Source organism: Methylobacterium sp. WL64 (assembly GCF_008039945.1).
GTDB lineage: Bacteria > Pseudomonadota > Alphaproteobacteria > Rhizobiales > Beijerinckiaceae > Methylobacterium.
Genome location: NZ_VRVA01000007.1, coordinates 83,152 through 102,579, shown reverse-complemented (window position 1 = coordinate 102,579; position 19,428 = coordinate 83,152). Strand labels below are relative to the sequence as shown.

Below are 19,428 nucleotides of genomic sequence, written 5' to 3'. Positions count from 1 at the left end.
TGTCGCTGCGGCCCTACTCCCCCCGGATGCCAGATACCGCCCTGCATGCCCGATGAGACCAGCACGCGTTCGATGACGTTCCCGAACGCCGGCGGCGAGATGGGTGCGATGATGCGCGCCCACGATTGGAATCGCACGCCATTGGGTCCGGTGGATGGCTGGCCCGCCGCGCTGAAGGTCGCCGTCAACCTGATCCTGGCATCGCCGGAGAGCATGTTCCTGGCGTGGGGGCCGGAGCTGACCTTCCTCTTCAACGACACCTACCGTCCCATCCTCGGGCCTAGGCTTTCTTGGGCGCTGGGCGCCACGATGCCCGAACTCTGGTCCGACGTCTGGGACCATGTCCGCCCGGCGGTCGAGAAGGCATTCGCCGGCACCGCCAGCCGGTTCGACGACCTGCCGCTGCCGATGGCCCGGCGTGGCGTCGAGGAGGAGACGTGGTGGTCATTCTCGTACTCGCCGGTCTATGACGAGGCTGATACGGTCATGGGCCTACTCTGTACCGTGACGGAGACCACGCAACGCGTCCTTACCGAGCGCGCACTGCGCGCGCGGGAGGCCGAGCTCCTGCTCGTCACCGACGCCCTGCCGGTGCTGATCGCGTTCATCGACCGCGACCTGGTCTACCGCTTCGCTAACCGTGCCTTCGAGGACTGGTTCGGCTTGGCGCCCGCGGACGTGATCGGGCGCCACGTCGGAGAGTTCGTCGACGCCACCGGCCTCGAAGCGCGACGCGGGGCCTTCGAGGCCGCGCTGGCGGGCGAACGAGCGCGGCTCGAACTCGATTGGCCCTACGTCGACGGACGTCCGCGGGTCGCCGACATCCGCTACATGCCGCGCCGTGCGGAGGACGATAGCGTCGACGGGTTTTACGTGTTTGTGCTCGATGTGACTGACCGTAAGCAGGTCGAGAGCCACCTGCGGGAGACGAACGAAACCCTGGAGCGCCGCGTCGCCGAGAGGACCCACGACCGCAACGCGCTTTGGCAGCTCTCGTCCGACATCATGCTCCGCTGCGGGTTCGACGGGGCCATCGTCGCGGTGAACCCGGCTTGGGAAACGGTCCTCGGATGGTCGGAGGAGGAACTCGTCGGGGGCAACCTGTTCGACCTGATCCATCCAGAAGACGTGGAGCGCACCGTCCAGGGCGCGAAGGCCTCCGCCGAGGGACGGTCGCTTGCGCGCTTCGACAACCGATACCGCCACAAGGACGGCGGCTACCGCTGGATCTCGTGGTCGACCCGGCCGGACGCCGGCGTCATCAACGCGGTCGGGCGGGACTTCACCGTCGAGCGCGAACGCACCGAGGCCCTCCAGGTTGCCGAGGAAGCCCTGCGGCAGGCCCAGAAGATGGAAGCCATCGGCCAGCTCACCGGCGGCGTGGCACATGACTTCAATAACCTGCTGACCGTGATCAAGTCCTCGACCGACCTGCTCAAGCGACCCGGTCTCGCCGAGGAACGTAGGCTCTGCTACGTCGGGGCGATCTCCGAGACCGTCGACCGGGCTGCCAAGCTCACGGGACAATTGCTTGCCTTTGCCCGGCGACAGGCCCTGAAGCCGGAGGTGTTCGACGTCGGTCGAAGCCTGATGTCGGTCGGCGACATGGTCGGGACGCTCACCGGCTCGCGCATCGCGGTCCACGTTGAGGCGCCCGAGGAAACCTGCCTCGTCGACGCCGACCCGAGCCAGTTCGACACAGCCATCGTCAACCTCGTGGTCAACGCCCGCGACGCGATGGACGGCGAGGGCAGACTCGATATCGCTGTCAGGCCGGCCGTGGCCATCCCGGCCATGCGCTCGCATCCCCTCCTACCGGGCGATTTCATCGCGGTGTCGGTGACCGATACCGGCACGGGCATCGCGCCCGATGACCTCGGAAGGATCTTCGAGCCGTTCTTCACCACCAAGGGCGTCGGACATGGCACCGGCCTTGGCCTGTCGCAGGTGTTCGGCTTCACCAAGCAGTCGGGCGGCGAGGTCCAGGTCGACAGCGCGGTGGGCCGCGGCACGACGTTCACGATCTATCTACCCCGTTCAGGCACCGCCGCCCCGGCGGCCGTCCAGTCGCCGGAGCCCGCCCCTCTGGTCGAGGGCCATGGCACCTGCGTGCTGGTGGTCGAGGACAACGTCGACGTCGGCACCTTCGCGACGCAGACCCTTGCCGAGCTCGGCTACTGCACCGTCTGGGCCGTCGACGCCCAAAAGGCGCTCGCCGAACTTGACCGGGACGCCGAGCGCTTTGACGTGGTCTTCTCCGACGTGGTGATGCCCGGGATGGACGGCGTAGCGCTCGCCCGCGAGATAGGGAGGCAGCATCCCGACCTGCCGGTCGTGCTCACCAGCGGCTATAGCCACGTACTCGCCAAGGGCGGCACGGGCGGCCTCGACCTGTTGCGCAAGCCCTACTCGGTCGAGGAGCTCTCGCGCATCCTGCGTCGGGTCGCGATGGTGCGCAGGGACGCGCGTGCGGAAGCCGGTCGATGATGGGCATCACGACACCCGGCGATCCGGGATACACCTCGAACCCGAAGGTCCGAGAACAGATGAACGACGCAGCGGAGCCAAGACCTACCGCCCCAGACGAGGCCGACTTCCGCAACCTCGCCGACACCCTGCCCCAGATGGCCTGGATCGCGGACGCGGACGGCGACATCTTCTGGTACAATCGGCGCTGGTACGACTACACGGGCACGACCATCGACTCCATGAAGGGCTGGGGCTGGAAGGCCGTCCACCACCCCGACCACGTGGACCGCGTCGTCGAGCGGATCTCGCATGCCTTTAAGGCCGGCGAGCCCTGGAACGACACCTTCCCGCTTCGCAGCGCCACCGGCGAATACCGCTGGTTTCTTTCGCTCGCCAACCCGTTTCGCGATGCCGACGGACGCGTCATCCGCTGGTACGGGACGAACACCGACATCACCGACCGTAAGCGCATGGAGGGGCGGCTGGCCCGCCATGCCGTCGACCTGCGCCGCACGAACGAAGAGCTGGAACAGTTCGCCTACGTCGCCTCGCACGACCTCAAGGCGCCGCTCCGGGGTATCGAGAACCTTGTCGGCTGGATCGAGGAGGATCTCGAAGGCTCGCTGACCGGCGACGTCCAGACCAACATGGATCTCCTGAAGAGCCGGGTCCAGCGCCTGGAGAGCCTGCTCGACGACCTTCTCGCCTACTCGCGCGCGGGTCGCGCCGACGTCGCCTTCGCGCAGGTCGACACCAAGGCCCTCGTCGACGAGCTCGCCGTGCTGGTGAGCCCACCCGACGGGTTCGAGATCGTCGCCGCCGACGACCTGCCGACCGTCAAGGCCGCGAAGGCCCCCCTGACCCAGGCGTTCCAGAACCTCATTGGGAACGCGATCAAGCACCACGACCGCCCGGGGGAGGGCCACGTCCGGGTCGATGCGCAGCCGTCTGCGGATATGGTAGAGTTCGTGGTCACGGACGACGGTGCGGGTATCCCGGAGCAATTCCGCGAGCGCGTGTTCGGCATGTTCCAGACCCTGAGGCCCCGCGACGAGGTCGAGGGCAGCGGCATGGGTCTGGCCATCGTCAGGAAACTCGTCGAGCGCCAGGGCGGCAAGGTCTGGCTGACCGAGGGACGAGAGGGTCGCGGCCTCTCGGTGCACTTCACGTGGCCGCAGGACGGCGCGAAGGGGAATTCGGATGGGTTCGACGGTTAATCTGCTGCTGGTCGACGACGACGAGGTCGACGTCCAGGGCCTCAAGCGCGCCTTCAAGAAGAGCAAGATCGGCAACCCGATCACCGTCGCCCGCGACGGCATCGAGGCGCTGGAATTCCTGCGCGGCCAGAACGGTAAGGAGAAACTGCCGAAGCCCCACCTGATCCTGCTCGATCTCAACATGCCGCGGATGAACGGCATCGAGTTCCTGGAGGAGATCCGGGCCGATGAGGATCTGCGCACCGCCGTAGTGTTCATGATCACCACCTCGAAGGCGGACGAGGACCGGATGCGGGCCTACGGACACAACGTGGCCGGCTATATCGTCAAGCGGGATCCGGCCAACACCTTCATGGAGGCGGTCTCCATGCTGGAGCACTTCTGGAAGGTGGTCGAGTTCCCGCAATAGGCTACGAGCCGAGCGTGGAAGCCCCGACCCGAATTCTGCTGATCGACGACGACGCCGTCGACCGGACCTCCGTGCGCCGCGCCCTGAAGAAGTCCGGGCTCCGGCACGTGCTGACCGAGGCACCGGACGGCACGACCGGCCTGCGCCTCGCGCGGGAGGGCGCGTTCGACTGCATCCTGCTCGACTACCGTCTTCCGGACGTCGATACGTTCGATCTCCTCGCCTCCCTCCTCGCCCTCCCGGGCGAGGGGCACGCCGTTCTGATGCTGACGGGCGAGGCGGACGAGGACCTGGCGTTCCGGTTGATGCGGGCCGGCGCCCTCGACTACCTCGCCAAGGCGGAGGCGACCCCGTCGAGCCTGGCTCGGGCGATCCGCTACGCGGAAGCGCGACGCGGCTTCCAGGCCGAGCTCGATGAGGCGCGGCGCGAGGCCGAGGCGAAGTCCATGGAGCTCGACACCCTGAACCGGCAGAAGACCCTGCTGTTCTCGATCATCGCCCACGATCTGCGCAACCCGTTCCAGTCGCTGCTCGGCCTGTCGGAAGTCCTGACCAAGGCGGTGGCGACGCGGGACCACGCCTCCATCGAGCGCCGGGCCAAGGGCATCAACGACGCCGCCACTCAGGCCTACGCCCTGCTGGAGAGCCTGTTTTCCTGGGCGAGCCTGCAGATGGACACGATGGCGGTCACCATCACCGACGTCGCCCTCGGCACGGTGGCGGCGGAGGTGATGCAGGGCGCCGCCGAGGCGGCCGCTGATAAGGGACTGACGCTGGCCATCGACTGCCAGGGAACCACCGTCCGCGCGCAACGGGACATGCTGGCCACGGTCCTGCGCAACCTCGTCAGCAACGCCGTCAAGTTCACGCTGCCGGGGGGCACCATCACCGTCGCCGGCCGGCGGACCGGAAGCGGGGTCGAGATCAAGGTCTCCGATACCGGCGTCGGCATGCCAGCTGGCAAGGTGGCCGACCTGTTCAGGCTCGACCGGCGCAGCACGACGAACGGGACCGCCGGCGAGCGCGGAAGCGGGTTGGGGCTCCTGCTCTGCCGCGACCTCGTGGAGCGGCAAGGCGGGGACTTGGCGGTAGAAAGCACCCCGGATCAGGGCACCACCTTCCGTTTCACCCTTCCGGAAGCGGCTGGCGTCCAATGTCCCTGACGACCCGCATCCTGCTCCTCGTCCTGCTCGCCCTCGCGCCCGCGCTCGCCATACAGGGTTATAACGAGTACGCCTTGCGAACCTCGCGCGATGAGACTGTGCGCGCCGATACGATGGCGACGGCCCGCACCGTCGCTGAAGACCTCTCGCAGGTCGCGGAGACGGCGCGGCAAGCCCTGAACTTCATCGCGCAGGACCCCGCTGTCCGGGCCCTGGAACCCTCGGGCTGCACCGAGTACCTGCGCCGCGCCGTCCGCGACAACCCGCACTTCGCGGTCCTGGCCCTGACCCGGTCGGATGGGACCGTGGTGTGCAACAGCCTCGGGTCCTCGCCCGGTTCGTACGCGGTGCCCGACAGGGTGTACCAGCGCCGCGCCGTCGCCGAGGGTGCGTTCGTGATGGGCACCTACGCTCGCGGCAATGCTTCCCGAAAGAACTCTCTGCATTTCGCGCAAGCCCTGCCCGATGCGGACGGCCGGACGGTGGGTGTGCTCGCCGTCGCCGTCGACCTCGGCTGGCTCGACGGCTACCTCAGGCGCAACCTGAGACTGCCCAGCACTTCCGTGACGGTGGCGGACCAGGACGGGATCATTCTGGTCCGTTATCCGGATGGGGACGGCTGGGTCGGGAAACCGCTGCCATCGGATCGGCAACGCATTCTGATGAGGCGTGGGGAGGGCGTCCGCATCGACTTCGGCATCGACGGACGCGAACGCGTGCTCGCCAACGCTAGGCCAACCGGCCCGGCAGCGGCCGCATGGGTGACGGTCGGCCGCGACCGGGACGTCGCCTTCGCGGACGTGGACGCCGCCACCCGCAGGGGCGTGGTGCTGATCGCGCTGGGTGCGGTGCTGGCCGTGGCCGCCGCGTTTCTGGCGGGACGCGCCTTCATTCGCCGCCCCTTCGACCGCCTGCTCAGGACGGCATCGAAATGGCAGGCCGGAGACCTCGCGGCCCGGACCGGGTTGGACGGCGCCGACGAGTTCGGTCGCCTCGGCAGCAAGCTCGACGCGATGGCCGGGAGCCTTCAACGCAACGAGGCCGACCTTCGCGACGAGGTCCGCAACGGCCGCGCGATGCAGGAACGGCAGGTGACGATGCTGCATGAGCTCAACCACCGGGTGAAGAACACCCTCGCCACGGTCCAGGCCCTGGCACGGCAATCGACGCGCGGCGGCGAGGCGCCGGGGGAGAGGCTGGAGGCACGCATCCTCGCACTCTCCAAGACCCATGACCTCCTGACGCGGGACGACTGGTCGGGCGCCCCCCTAAGAGCGGTGCTGGAGAACGAGCTGGGCCCCTATCGGCATGGCGACGCGACCTTCGTCGTGGACGGTCCCGACGTGGACCTTCCGCCGCGCCATGTGCTGTCCCTCGGGATGACGCTACACGAGCTGGCCACCAACGCCGCCAAGCACGGCGCGCTGTCCGTTCCCGGAGGCGAGGTTCGGATCGCATGGTCGGTCATGGCCGACGCCGGCAAAGGCCGTCGGCTCCTCCTGGAGTGGCAGGAGACCGGCGGCCCGCCGACCGCTCCGCCGACGCATCGGGGCTTCGGCACGCGGCTGATCGCGGTCAGCGTCGAGCGCGAGCTCGATGGCGAGATCGACCTCGACTTCGCCGAGGCGGGCCTCCGCGTCGCCTTGGATGTCCCGTTGACTGCGCTTGGGGCCGCTCACTTGAGCCCGCTTGCCACCACGCATTGAGGGACGAGCAGTCAGCGACATCGAAAGGATTGGACTTCGGCCGAAGGCGAAAGATGCCCCTCGGACGCCATGCCCCGGCATATGTCGAAATCACCTTAGCTCACGCCCCGGATCGCTCAAACGACGCTCGATCCGTCCGCCCAGGCAGGGACGACAGCTAAGATTTGTTTGGTGTGAACGCCTCTTGTCGAACGCGGCGCCCCTCAGCGACACGCATCGTCAGACCCTGCGCATCGAAGTATTCCAGGATCGGCATCGTGATGTTCCGCCCGATCCCGGTTGCTTCGCGAAACTGCCCTACGGTGAGTAGCGCTTCAGGATGTGCGCCGGCCACCGCCCGGGCGTGATCCACCAATTCGAGCAGGACGCTGGGCAGAATGTAGTAGTGCTGCGAGATGCGCTGCAGCCAGCCGATGCGGCCGAGCCGATCCAGAAAGCCACGCAAGATGTCCGGCTCACTGCCCACGCGCTGCGCGAGTTCGGCCAGGCGCGGCTGATCGAGTCCAGCCTGTTCTAAAATCGCGCGTATCTCCTCGTGAAGTAGCGCATCCTCGGGACTCAGGCGGACGACGTGCCCGGGGCGATGATGGTAGCTGCCGCGACGCGCGACCGTACCGTCGCGGACCAGCGCGTCGAGAATGACCGGCAAAACCCTGCGGTCTTGAAGGGGAATGCCTGCCGCGACTTCCTCAAGGGACAGCCCCGGATTGTCGGGCTCTGTCCGATGCGTGTCGTCGAGCACCGCGAGGACGGCACCGCCGATGCCGTTCATGCGCGCGCCTGAGAAGCCGAGCGGACCGCGGGGCGTCTCTACCACCATGACGCCGAGGGTGTCTGCAAGGGCAGATATGGCCGCCGCCGGAACGTTGCGTGACCGCGCAAAGTGAACGAGATCCACCTCGGCCGGGCTGGCTTCGAGCAGACCGTCGAGCGCGTGCCCATCGTCGGCTTGGTCGAGGGCCTGAACGATCGCCTGCCGCTCTTCCGACCAAGCTCCGCGTCGCGGACTGTCGATGTCGACGATTGTGCCTCCGCCTAGGGTACGGGACGCTGAGATGTCGCGGAGGATGAAGCGGTCGCCGTAAAGCGCCCCCAGTCCCGCATCGAGGGCGATCTGAGCTCTGGCCGACCCGCCAGGCTCGATGACGACGCCCTCCGGGAGGAGTATCCGACCGGTTACCAGACCAGCGCCGTGGTGCACCTGAACGGGAGTGCGATGGCGGAGGGCCCGTTTTTCACCGGGCAGCAGGCGCAGCGTCACGTCGAGACGCAGGGTCGGCCCAAGCAGCGCGGGTGCGAGGATCCAGTCCCCGCGACGGATGTCCCCCTTCGACAGACGCGGACCGACGATGTTCAGGGCGCAGCGCTGCCCGGCGCCGGCCTCATCGGTCACGAGGTCCTCGGCGCGGATGCCCCGCACCCGCACCTCCTGTCCGCCCGGGGAGGCCAGCAGGCGGTCGCCAACGCGCACGGTGCCGGCATGCACGGCCCCGGTGACCACGATGCCGGCCCCCGAGATCGTAAAGGAGCGATCGACCGCCAGACGGAAGCTCCTTGCCGTCGGTCGGACCACAGCGGGCGTGGCCGCAGCGGCGTCCAGCAGGCCCGCGAGCTCGGGGATGCCGGCACCGGACAACGACGAACAGGCGACGATGGGTGCATTGGCGAGGCCGGTCCCGGTCAACGCCGTGCGGATCTCGGCGCGAACCGTCGCGAGACGCGTCGGGTCCACCTTGTCACTCTTGGTGACCGCCACGACCCCATGTCCGAGGCCGAGCAGGTCAAGGATGGCGATGTGCTCACGGGTTTGGGGCATGACGCCGTCGTCGGCCGCCACGACGAGGAGGGCGAACGCGACGCCGGTCGCCCCTGCCACCATCGTGCGCACCAAGCGCTCATGGCCGGGCACGTCCACGAAGCCGAGAGTGCAATCACCCCGACGCGCGTAGGCGAACCCGAGATCCAAGGTGATGCCGCGGGCCTTCTCTTCCGGCAATCGGTCGGCGTCGATGCCGGTGAGCGCTTTCACCAGCGTCGTCTTGCCGTGGTCGATATGACCCGCCGTCACGACGATCATGGCTTGGCGACTTCGTGCTGGAGCCCGGGGTGGCCGGCGCGGAACGGTCCGCGCCGGCCGGAAGCGACTTCAACCCTTGATGCGGGTTTCGGCCAGTTCGGACATGCAGGTGTCGTAGGCGACGAAGTCCACGCGGTTCGAGACCGCGAAGAGTGTGAAGGGTGAGAACAGGAACAAGGCCTTCGCCTCGTCCTGAATGTACCGCTCCACCTCGCGCACCACGCCCTCCTGCTGCGGCTCCTTCGCCGTGTGCAGCAGTTTCTCGTAGAGGGCGTCGAACCTCGGATCCTCCGGACCCTGTCTTAGGGTCGCGTCACGTCCGAAGAACTCGCGGTGCACGCACGCAACCGGGTATTGCGGTGTCCAGTCGAAGTACCACTCGATCTTCACGTCGAAGTCGGCCGGCGGCTCGTCCTTGGCGCTGACGAACCGGGCCGACAGTCCGACCTTTGCAAGGCAGGCGCCGACGGCATCGACGACGCCCTTCCAGGCCGGAGAGGCGACGAACACGACCTCGCGCCCCGACAAGCCCGCAGCGTCGAGGGCGGCGCGTGCCGCCACAGGATCGTGCGGGATCGGCTTCATATCCGGATCCGCGCCGTAGCGGCCGGGCTGAATGAAGGCCGGGATCACCGTGCCGTAGCCGTGCGCACCCTCGTCGAGCACGAACTGGCGGTCGATGGCCAGGTTCAGTGCCCGGCGGGCTTCCGGGTTTCGCCAGGGCGAGTCGGGCCGGTTCTCGTTGAAGACGCCCGTGAGGATCGCCTTGGCGTTCTTTGTCTGGACCTTGCCATGCTCGCTTGCCGGGAAGGCCTTGGCCTCATCCGGTGTCAGGTCGAACACGACGTCGACCTGGCCGTCGCCGACCGCGACAGACTTGATGCCCTCGTCCTTGCCGATGACGTTGTCGTAGACGATCCGGACCGTCGGCCTGCGAGCCGGGTTCCAGTACGTCGGGTTGGGCTCCATGACCACGCGGTCGGAGCGGCTATCGATGAGCGAGACGCCCTCGGTGAGCACAAACGGGCCAGTCCCCCACGGACCAGGCGCGTCGATCACTCACCAATGGCCTTCTGCCGACCCCGTCTTTGGGTCAACGAAGCCCCACTCGTTCCAGAACCGCGTCGAAGGCAGGTGCATGCCGCGCAGCTTCATCAGCGCCGCGGAGTCGCCGCCGGGGAAGCGCATCCGGACGGTGCGGTCGTCGACCGCCTCGCAAGTCACGTCCCGGGCGAAGTTGAGGAAGGCGCCAGGCGGGTGCGGATTGGTCCATTCCTGGACCTTGTCGAACCCGAGCTTGAACATCGCAGCGTTGAAGGGTTCGCCGTCCTGGTAGACCGCGTCCCGCATCTTGAGTTCGAGGGTCTCGCCATCGAGCCAGCGCCAGCTCTCGGCGAGGCTCGGCTGGCCGATGCCGTCGTGGTCGACGCGGTTGGCTTCCTCCATCGTGTTCCAGGTGATGGAGAGCCAGTTCACCGGTGACGGGTCGACCACCGTCACCGTGTTGTGGGGTCCCCAGGGCTGACCGCCCCCCGGATCCCCGGTCGCTTGCGCGTCCATGTATCCTCCTCGTGTTCGACCCGCATGGCGTGCGGGCGTCGTCCGGCTCATCGCGAGCCGACAGGATGGAAGGCGCCTGCAGTTTGCGCATGGCCCTCTATTTATTCGCCTGGGCCGCCGGCCAGGCAGCCGTCGAACCCTCGCGTTTCAGTTCGTTCCCGCGGGGAGCCTCGTCCGCACGTCTGCGTGCGGGGCATCCTCAGCTCGGCTCGTCGCCCTGGGCCATGCCCGCTGCGGCGACGCGGTCGGCGAGATCCTTCAACTCCTGGCGTAGGTCGGCGAGTTCGCGGTCGCCGAGGCCGGTGCGACAGACCACGGCCTGCTGCGCCGTCGCGACTTGGTCCTCAAGCAACCGGCCTACCTCCGTCAGGGCGACCAGGACGATGCGCCGGTCCACCGCGCGGGTCCGGGTGACGAAGCCCGCGGCCTCCAGCCGAACGACCAGGGGCGTGATCGCGCTGGACGTGAGTTGCAGCTGGGCTGCTAGGTCGTGCACCGCCGTCACGCCACCTTGCCAGAGCGCCAGCATGACGAGGTACTGCGGGTAGGTCAGCCCTAGCTCGCCCAGCAACGGCCGGTAGGCCCGCACGACCGAGTTCGTCGCTGCGTAGAGGGCGAAGCAAAGCTGGTCGTCCAGCCGCAGGCGGGTATGCTTCGTCGACGTCGGCACTAACCGCTACTCCGTTCAGGCCTTAATCATTCATGCGTGAACGATGTTGTCAACGGGACGTATATTGCGCAGCTGGAAACGCGGCTCACAGGCCTGTCTTTCCTGCTCTCTGAGCGGCCGCATTCGCGAAAGTCTACCGAAAGCGGACCGGCGCCTATCCACCCAACCCGGTCGTTGACCTCTGCCTCAACAGGCTGGGAGCGGACCTTCCGAGGGTCGGCAAGGGGCCGGGCGTGGGCCCAGGGAACGGGTTCCATCCGTCAGATTTCATCCACTAGAGATACCTGAGCCAGGCTATATCGCGACGTGCCACTTTGAAGCGCGAGAACCACGCTGTCGGCCAGTAAAGCGGCACGACCAGGCCAACGTACCAGGCCAGCACCCAGCCATAATCTGCCACGCCGAACACGCTGCCCTGCGTCGGGCCCCAGATGGCGACGGCGCCATGGTACAGGAGCCGCAGAATCGTGAGGTGGAGCAGGTAGAAGAACAACGGCGCTCCGCCGAACACCGCCAGGGCCGAGACGACCGGGGCGTCGCGCATCCGTTCAAGGGCAACCAGGAGCAGCGCCCCGATCCCGAGCGTCAGCAGCAGGAACAACAACGAGGGGGGATACTTCGTCAGCGAGACGAAGCTCAACGTGGTTCGAAGCGCGTCGCCCTCGACGACGAACCAGGGCTTGTCGCCGTAGCCGTTCGCCAGACGCAGGACCATGAAAGCGACGAGCATCCCGCAGCCAAGGGCCAGAAACCGGCGCTCGCGGGTTTGCGCCGCGACGGTAGGCAGGAACCACGGGCCGATTGCGTAGCCGAGCACGATCACGCCGATCCACGGGAGTACCGGATAGGTCGTCTTGGCGACCAGCCCAAACGGCAACGCGATGACGTCGCGCTGGTGCAGCATCGCCCAGACCGCGAAGAACGGTTGGTCAGGCTGGAGGTGGATCGGGTCGAGGAGGTTGTGGCCACCGACGACCAGCAGCCCCACCGTGAACAGGATCGGACGTGGCAAGCCGACCAGCACCGCGAGGACGATCATGCAGACGCCGATGCACCAGATGACCTGCAGCCAGAGCGTCGGGCTGGCCACGCCCCAGTACAGTTCCGACAGGTAGAGGACCTCAAGCGCCATCAGCACGAGCCCACGCTTCAGCAGGTAGGCCCGCGTCTCCGGCAGCGTGTGCCGGGTGCCGAAGAGGTACGCAGCCACGCCGGTCAACGCGATGAAGAAGGGTGCGCACAGGCTGACGAGGAGGCGGGCCAGGGCCACGGCCGGCAGGGCGGTTCGGGCGTCGACCGGGTCGGCCACGGGTACGTGCAGGAACCAGGTCTCGCGCAGGTGATCGAGAAGCATCAGCACCATCACCAGCCCGCGTAGGGCATCGATGGAGGCGATGCGGCCGGACAGGGGCGATAGACTGGTCGATGCCTCCGGCGGCTCCGGACGCTCGCCCATCAGAACCGTGCCGTCATGCTGACGGTGACGCGCCGCGGTTCACCGACGCCGACCCAGAAGGTGTTATAGGAGCGCTCGTAGTAGGTCTCGTCGAAAATGTTGTCGACGTTGAGCCCGAAGCGCAGGTTCTCGTAGCGGTAGTAGGCCAGCGCGTCCGTCAGGATGTACCCCGGCAAGCGGAAGCTCTCGACGCCGCTGTCGCCGAGCCGCGAGCCGACCGCTCGGAACCCACCGCCGATCCCAAAACCCTTCCAGTCGCCGGCCTGGATCTCGTAGATGCCGAGCAGCGAGCCGCTATGGCGCGGGATGTTGAGCAGCGGCGAGCCGACCCGCAGCACCTCGTCGCGAGTGACCGCCGCGTCGATGAAGGCGTATCCGCCGATCACCCGGAACTCGGGCGTGACCTGCCCGACCAGGCTGACGTCGAAGCCCTGGCTGCGCACGGCCCCCGCGGCGATCTGGAAGAAGAAGTCCGCCGGGTCGGTGGTGAGCACGTTCTCCTTCTCGATGTGGAAGGCGGCCGCCGTCACGCTGAGGCCGTCGAACAGGTCGAGCTTGGTCCCGACCTCGTAGGCGAACCCGGTCTCGGGCGCGAAGGGCCGGGACGCGCTGTCGAAGCCAGTGTTGGGGCGGAACGAGGCGGCGACGTTGCCGTAGAGTGCCAGGAACGACAGCGGCTGGTAGACGAGGCCGGCCCGCGGCGAGAAGCCGGTGCGGTCCTGCTCGGTCCGTTCGTTCGCGACTTTGTCCCGGAAGGTCTGGTTGTAGAAGTCGGTGCGGTTGCCCAGCAGCAGCTTCCATTCCGGGCTGAGCGCGATCTGGTCCTGGAGGTAGACCGCCGTGTTGCCGACGTTCTCGCTGGCGCTGTAGCGGCGCGTGAACGGAGGCTTGGCCTGCCCGTAGACCGGGTTGAACATGTCGATGGCGAAGGGGTCGAGACGCGGGGTCGAGCGCAGGAGGTTCTCGGTGCTGTTGTAGCGCTCGTGCTCCAGGCCGAGCAGCAAGGTGTGGGCGATGGGCCCGGTCTCGAAGCGGCCGACGAGTTCGGCTTGGCCGATGGCGACGCCCCAGGTGAAGTCGTGCTGGCGGAACTCGCGCAGCAGCGTGCGCCCGTCATCGAGGATCCCGGTCGCGCCGGTCTGCAGGCCGGTGAGGCTTCCGGTGTTGAGGTGCGTGGCGACGCGCAAATGCCAGTCGGTGTTGAAGGCGTGCTCCAACCGCACCTGCAGGATCCCGGCCTCCGACACTGAATCGTCGCTGGGCTCGCCGAAGAAGCGCGAGCGCGGGACGAGGCCGAGGCGATTGTTCACCGCGACGGTGCCGCGGTCGAAGGTCTGACGGTTGCGCAGGTACTGCGCCTCGAACGTGATCTTGGTATCGGGCGTGACCTGCCAGCTCACCACCGGTGCCAGGAGCACGCGGTCGCCGTCGACGTAATCCCTAAAGCTGTCCTGGCGGGCGAGCGCGCCGTTGAAGCGATAGAGCACGCTGCCGTCCTCGCTCAGTGCACCGCCGGCATCGACCGTGGTGCGGGCGGTGCCGAAGCTGCCGAACAGGGTGCCCATCTCGACGAAGGGTCGCGCTACGGGCTGCTTGGTGAGGATGTTCACGGTCCCGCCCGGATCGCTGCGGCCATAGAGGGCGCCGGCCGGGCCCTTCAGGACCTCGATGGACTGGACGTTCTGGGTGTCGGGGGCGCCGTTGTAACCGCGGGCGATGTTGAACCCATTCTGGAAGATATCCTGGGTTGCGAAGCCGCGCACCGAGTACAGGGCGAGGTTCTGGGCGCCAAAATCGTTCTGCTTTCCGACCCCGGGCACGTAGTCGAGCGCGCGCTCAACGCGGGTCGCGGCTGTGTCAATCAGGACTTCCCGGGGGATTACGTCGACCTGCTGCGGCAGGTCGAGGCGGGGCGTGATCGTCTTGGTGCCGCTGTAGAGCTCCGGCACCCGGTAGGTCGGCGTGGCGGTGAGGGTCCCCTCGACCGAGAGCGCATCGAGCACCACGGCGGTCTCGCTAGAGGGCGCCCCTTGGGCGGCGACGGCGGCGGGGATCGCGCAGGACAGGGCCAGCACGGACATCAGCGGGATGGACGGTGAACGGGACACGTTGATGGGCCTCGGGCGACGGCAGTGGCACGTCACCGCGAACGAGGCCGAACCACGCGCAACGCACATGCTTCCGCACCCGCCGGGGCACCCCGCCCAGCGTGTCTCGCGTGTGACCACGACTGACGGCAGGTCTCCTGGCTCGCGGGTCATCGCCCTTCACCGTCTTCCCGAGCGATGCCGCTCAGTGACGTCGGTGGCGAAGGGCTCGCCGCTTACAGTTGCGGGGGCAGCCGCGGCGTTGGGGCTACCCCCGCACCGCGTTCCCTTTTGATCCTCCGGGGAGGAACCGTCATGGCCGAGCTAACATGCCGACGCCCATGCCCGTCAACGGACCGAGTGCAATACACGAGAGGTTATGCCCTGCCGGCAACACTTGGGAACACGGATCGCTCGCTGCGTCCGTCAGGTCAGGACCTCGACCTGCTCCGGCGGCAAGCTACGCCACCAAGCGTCCGGGGATTGGAAAACCTCGTAGGTGAACCGGAGGACCTCATCCGGCTGGCGATGCGACGGGTCCACGCGACCACGCTCCGCGTTGCGGGCCTTCAGGACCTCCCATGGCACATCCAACACCTTCCACTCCACGGTGAGCTCGTGTCGGGCGACGATCCCGAGTTCGCGCTCGAACACAGATCTGGTGAGATGGGTGTCCGCCATCACCACGCTGAAGCCGCTCGTCAGGGCGGCATCCAGGGCTGCTTCCTTGACCCGGTGCAGGAGGTCCCGGGCCGCATCGTCATGTGAGCCCTGCCTGAGTTCCCAGTAGACCTGCCGGTGCGGCGGCCAGAGGGTCTGCCGGAAGTCGTCGAGGGTGAGGTGAACCCAGCCGTCGAGAGGGTCGAAGCGGCGGGCGTAGGTCGTCTTCCCCGCGCCCGGGCAGCCGATCAGGCCGATCACCCTCTGCGGTGCCCCCGGACGATTCCTGCCGGGCACCGTCCGGGTCACGGTCAGGCCGTCGCCTCCGCATCCTCGTCGTCGCTCGCCGAGCCCTCGATGATCTCGCCCCGTAGGTAACGAGCCTGGGCCTCGGCGACCCGCCGTGCGCCCTGGGCGTGGCGGGTCGACACCGTGCCGCCGGGCGCCTCGGGCCCGCCGCGCTTGATCGCCACGAGTTCCGGATCACCCCAATGGTCGAGCATCGCCTGGAACGCTTCGTAGCGGCCGGCGTCGAAGGCGATGCGGTCGCCCATCATGTCCTTGTAGGGGTGCGCCGGGTGCAGGCCGCCGCAGGGGACCCAGCCCGTGGGGATCGGCGTCGTTGCGGCATGGGTCCGACCGGCGCGCAGGAGCTTGGGCAGCACATGCGTATGCGGACCTTCAGGACTGGTACCGCCGGACCCGGGGATTGGGGCATAGACCTCGATGCGCCCGACCCGCGCCAGGAACACCCGGTGCGGGCTCATGGCGACGAGATGAGGCCCAATGGGGTTGGCGTGGTCGAACAGGGGCATGCCGACGCCGGCCCGCAGCCGCTCGACGGCCTCCGGATCGCGCACCCGCACACAGGCATCCACGGCGAGCAGGCCGAGGCCGAGGTCGAACAGGATGCCGTCGCGATCCTCGACCCGGGCGGCGTTCCGGTCGGGCCCGAGTTCCGTCACCACGGTCCTCCGGTTCATCGTGCATGTCGCTTCCGGCAGGCAAAGCGCCACCGCGTGGTTCCAGCCCGAGGCGACCGCGGTCTCGTAGGCGATTGGCCTCAGGTCGGAACTCGGGGTCAAGGCGATGGCCCCGCGCGCGGTCGCAAGTCCCAGGCGATCGTCAGGCAGGGCCAGGACAGGCTCGTCCGGATCGCGCATGAACTCGGCGATGGCACCGAAGCTGCCGAGGCTCCAGGCCGTGGTCGGATCGGCCAGTGCACCGCGCAGAAGGGCGACGGTGGCATCAGGGCTGTTTGGGGAAGGCTGCATCGATGTCCTCCGGATGTGGCCCTGAACGGCTCCAGGGCAGGATATAGGCGGTTCCGTCCGGTCCGGCCCCACGGCACGCCGTGACGCCGAACGCGTCGGCGAGCAGCCGATCCGTAAGGGCGACGTCCGGGCGTCCGTCGGCGACGAGGCGTCCCGCATCCAGGACCACGATCCGGTCGCAGAACCGGGCCGCGAGGGAGAGGTCGTGCAGGACGGCGACGACGCCGGTGCCGGCCAGGGCCACGCTCCGCAACAGCGTCATGGCGTCGAGCTGGTGGGCAGGGTCGAGGGCGGTGATCGGTTCGTCGGCCAACAACCAATCCGCTTCGACGGCGAGCGCCCGCGCCAGCAGCACGCGCATCCGCTCGCCTGTGGACAGGGTCGGTTCGGTTCGGTTAGCGAAGCGCGCGACGTCGGTCCGTGTCATCGCTCGGTTTATTGCGGCGCGATCGGTGCCATCGAGGCCACCGAACGCGCGTCGATGCGGCAGCCTGCCGAGGGCGACGAGGTCACGCACCTGCATCGGCCAACCGGCCCCCGCGCCCTGGAACAGGACCGCGATGCGCTTGGCGCGCGCGTCGCGGGAGATGCCCTTGAGCGGCATACCGTCGAGATCCACGCGGCCCTTGGTCGGGGCGACCAAGCCCGCGAGGGTGCGCAGGAGGTTGGTCTTGCCAGCGCCGTTCGGACCGACCAGACCGACGAGGGTCCCGCGTTCCAGGGACAGGGTGATATCCGACAGGATGGCACGCCCGCCGAGGCGGACATCGAGGGCTGCGGTCGCGAGGCTCATGCGCCGCGCCCTCGCTCACGCAGGAGGAGCACGATCAGGAACGGTGCCCCAACGAGCGCAGTCACCACACCGAGCTTGAGTTCCGGGCGCGTCGCCAGGAGACGAACGCCCAAGTCCGCGGCAAGCACGAGGGCGGCCCCGGCGAGGCCACTCGGCCACAGGCTGGCACCAGGGCGTGCGCCGACCAACGGTCGCACGAGGTGGGGCACCACGAGGCCGACGAAGCCGATGGCGCCGCTGACGGCGACGCCGCTGCCCACGGCCAGCGCCGCGCCGGTGACGAGGCGTAGGCGGACCGAGACCAGATGGAAGCCGAGGCTCGCAGCCGTGTCCTCGCCCAGCGTCAGGGCATCGAGCGCGCGAGCCGTGGACAGCATCAGGCCCCAGCCGACCGCCATCAACGGCAGGCATAGCCAGACATGGTCCATGCTGCGGTCCGCGAGCGACCCCATCAGCCAGAACACGATCTCCAAGGCCGCGTAGGGATTGGGCGAGAGGTTGAGCGCCAGCGCCGTCATGGCGCCGGCGAGGCTCGACACGGCGACACCGGCGAGGATCAATCCCAGCGTGGTGCCTCCCCTTGCGGCAACGAGGTTCAGGGCGAGCGCCGCCACCGCGGCGCCGGCGATCCCGCCGAGCGGGAGGGCGAGGCTGAGGGAGGCCGCGAACCCGCCGTAGAACACAACCACGGCCCCGAGGGCCGCAGCCGAGGAGATGCCGAGGATGCCGGGATCGGCGAGCGGGTTGCGCAGGTAGCCCTGCATCGCCGCCCCGGTCAGCCCAAGGCTGAAGCCGACGAGGCCCCCGAGGAGGGCACGGGGCAGGCGTAGCTCCCAGAGGACGAGGGCAGGCAGTGTCGCGCGTCCTGCGAGGAGGTCACCGGCCGCCGCCGTTACGTCGAATGGGGCGTACCCGACCGCGATGGACGCCAGCGTCAAAACGAGAACCAGCAGGCCAAGGAGCCCGACGATGCCGCGTGGTCCGACGACCGCGCGTTCGATCCGGGTAGGAGGTTGAATGGGTGCGTTCATGGCACTGCCCGTTCGCGTGCGGCGGCGGCGAGTAAGGCCACGACGTCGGCGACCTGCGGACCTGGACAGGTCCAGAGCCGGTTCGGAATCGAGACGGTACGCCCCTGCCGGCGCAGCGCGTCGAGGACGGGATGATGCAGCAGGGCATCGGCCAGCGACGGCGCGCCGGGCTCCCCCTCGTCGAGGACGATGAGGTCGGCGTCGGCCAAGGCCGCCGCTTCCAGCGGGACCTGGCCGAAGCGGTCGCGACCGAGTTCGGCCGCGACGTTGACGAGGCCGGCGGCGCGGATGATCGCATCGCCAAGGCTGCCGGGTGCCACCGTGAAGGCGTTCGGACGCATCACAAGGGCCCGCAAGGGTTTGGCCGCCGGCATCACCTCGGCCAGCCGAGCGTCGAGGTCCGCGACCATCGCCTCGCCGCGCGCCGGGTGCCCGAGGGCCGCGGCGACGGTCCGGATCTGGGCCCGCACCCCCTCGAAGTCGTTGGGTACGCCGAGTTCGAGAAGGGGGAAGCCGACGCGCTTGAGCAGGCCCACCGTGGTCCGCGTCGTGAAGGCACCGGCAACGACGAGGTCGGGCCGGAGGGCGACGATCTCCTCCGACAGGCCGCGTGTCACTGCGATGCCCGTCGCCTCCCGCGCGACGGTCGAGCCGCGTGGGTCATGGGCGAGGTAGGTCACGGCGGCGACCTGATCGCGGTCGGCAAGCCGAAGGACGAGCTCGTCCGCGCAGAGGTTCATCGAGACGACGTGCCGGGGTCCCCCGGATGCCGGGGCGGCCATCCCAGCGGCAATCGACCAGATTTGGCTGACCGCCAGCATCGCCGTTAGGACCGCGAAGCCGGACCGTCGTGCCA

General features: G+C 68.3%; 14 protein-coding genes, 1 pseudogene and 1 riboswitch. Of the genes and pseudogenes, 5 read left to right on the top strand and 10 right to left on the bottom strand.

From position 1 onward, the window contains the following. Positions 1–45 precede the first annotated feature (45 nt). The 5 genes from FV242_RS06045 to FV242_RS06025 are packed head-to-tail and all read left to right on the top strand — an operon-like array spanning position 46 to position 6,964. The gene (locus tag FV242_RS06045) at positions 46–2,487 is read left to right on the top strand and encodes a PAS domain-containing protein (RefSeq protein WP_147938287.1); all 2,442 of its coding nucleotides are present in this window, start codon (positions 46–48) and stop codon (positions 2,485–2,487) included. 59 nt (positions 2,488–2,546) lie between these two features. Next, complete coding sequence (locus FV242_RS06040) at positions 2,547–3,686, top strand: ATP-binding protein (RefSeq protein ID WP_147938286.1); 1,140 nt, start codon at positions 2,547–2,549, stop codon at positions 3,684–3,686. Next, positions 3,670–4,095, top strand: coding sequence for a response regulator (locus FV242_RS06035; RefSeq protein ID WP_147709580.1), 426 nt, complete (start codon positions 3,670–3,672; stop codon positions 4,093–4,095). Before FV242_RS06040 ends, FV242_RS06035 begins: the two co-directional genes overlap by 17 nt. 14 nt (positions 4,096–4,109) lie before the next feature. Further along, positions 4,110–5,258: a hybrid sensor histidine kinase/response regulator gene (locus FV242_RS06030; protein WP_147938285.1), complete on the top strand. Its 1,149-nt coding sequence runs from the start codon at positions 4,110–4,112 to the stop codon at positions 5,256–5,258. Continuing rightward, positions 5,249–6,964 (top strand): sensor histidine kinase, encoded by a 1,716-nt coding sequence (locus tag FV242_RS06025; RefSeq protein ID WP_147938284.1) that lies wholly within the window; start codon positions 5,249–5,251, stop codon positions 6,962–6,964. The genes FV242_RS06030 and FV242_RS06025 overlap by 10 nt, the downstream gene beginning before the upstream one ends. Positions 6,965–7,121: 157 nt before the next feature. On the opposite strand, the gene selB is transcribed toward FV242_RS06025, so the two are convergent. The 10 genes and pseudogenes from selB to FV242_RS05970 all read right to left on the bottom strand — a co-directional run bounded on the left by selB (position 7,122) and on the right by FV242_RS05970 (position 19,354). Next, the gene (gene selB / locus FV242_RS06020; RefSeq protein ID WP_147938283.1) at positions 7,122–9,041 is read right to left on the bottom strand and encodes a selenocysteine-specific translation elongation factor; all 1,920 of its coding nucleotides are present in this window, start codon (positions 9,039–9,041) and stop codon (positions 7,122–7,124) included. A 69-nt stretch (positions 9,042–9,110) separates the two neighbouring features. Further along, positions 9,111–10,487, bottom strand: a pseudogene (locus FV242_RS06015) (ABC transporter substrate-binding protein). A gap of 313 nt (positions 10,488–10,800) precedes the next feature. Beyond that, positions 10,801–11,271 carry a MarR family winged helix-turn-helix transcriptional regulator gene (locus tag FV242_RS06005; RefSeq protein ID WP_147938282.1) on the bottom strand — a complete coding sequence of 157 codons (471 nt, stop codon included), beginning with the start codon at positions 11,269–11,271 and terminating at the stop codon, positions 10,801–10,803. A 274-nt stretch (positions 11,272–11,545) separates the two neighbouring features. Continuing rightward, positions 11,546–12,727: a DUF1624 domain-containing protein gene (locus FV242_RS06000; protein WP_147938281.1), complete on the bottom strand. Its 1,182-nt coding sequence runs from the start codon at positions 12,725–12,727 to the stop codon at positions 11,546–11,548. Then, entirely contained in the window at positions 12,727–14,835 is a 2,109-nt protein-coding gene (locus tag FV242_RS05995) for a TonB-dependent siderophore receptor (RefSeq protein WP_246692615.1), read from the bottom strand. Before FV242_RS05995 ends, FV242_RS06000 begins: the two co-directional genes overlap by 1 nt. A gap of 109 nt (positions 14,836–14,944) precedes the next feature. Beyond that, positions 14,945–15,144: riboswitch (cobalamin riboswitch) on the bottom strand. Positions 15,145–15,240: 96 nt separating this feature from the next. Further along, entirely contained in the window at positions 15,241–15,735 is a 495-nt protein-coding gene (locus FV242_RS05990; RefSeq protein ID WP_147938322.1) for an AAA family ATPase, read from the bottom strand. Between the two features lie 50 nt (positions 15,736–15,785). Next, a complete protein-coding gene (locus tag FV242_RS05985; protein ID WP_147938280.1) occupies positions 15,786–16,748 on the bottom strand; it encodes a hypothetical protein in 963 nt (320 codons plus the stop codon). Next, complete coding sequence (locus tag FV242_RS05980; protein WP_147938279.1) at positions 16,723–17,541, bottom strand: ABC transporter ATP-binding protein; 819 nt, start codon at positions 17,539–17,541, stop codon at positions 16,723–16,725. The genes FV242_RS05985 and FV242_RS05980 overlap by 26 nt, the downstream gene beginning before the upstream one ends. Further along, positions 17,538–18,572: an iron ABC transporter permease gene (locus FV242_RS05975; RefSeq protein ID WP_147938278.1), complete on the bottom strand. Its 1,035-nt coding sequence runs from the start codon at positions 18,570–18,572 to the stop codon at positions 17,538–17,540. Before FV242_RS05975 ends, FV242_RS05980 begins: the two co-directional genes overlap by 4 nt. Continuing rightward, a complete protein-coding gene (locus tag FV242_RS05970; protein ID WP_246692621.1) occupies positions 18,569–19,354 on the bottom strand; it encodes an ABC transporter substrate-binding protein in 786 nt (261 codons plus the stop codon). Before FV242_RS05970 ends, FV242_RS05975 begins: the two co-directional genes overlap by 4 nt. Between the last annotated feature and the right edge of the window lie 74 nt (positions 19,355–19,428).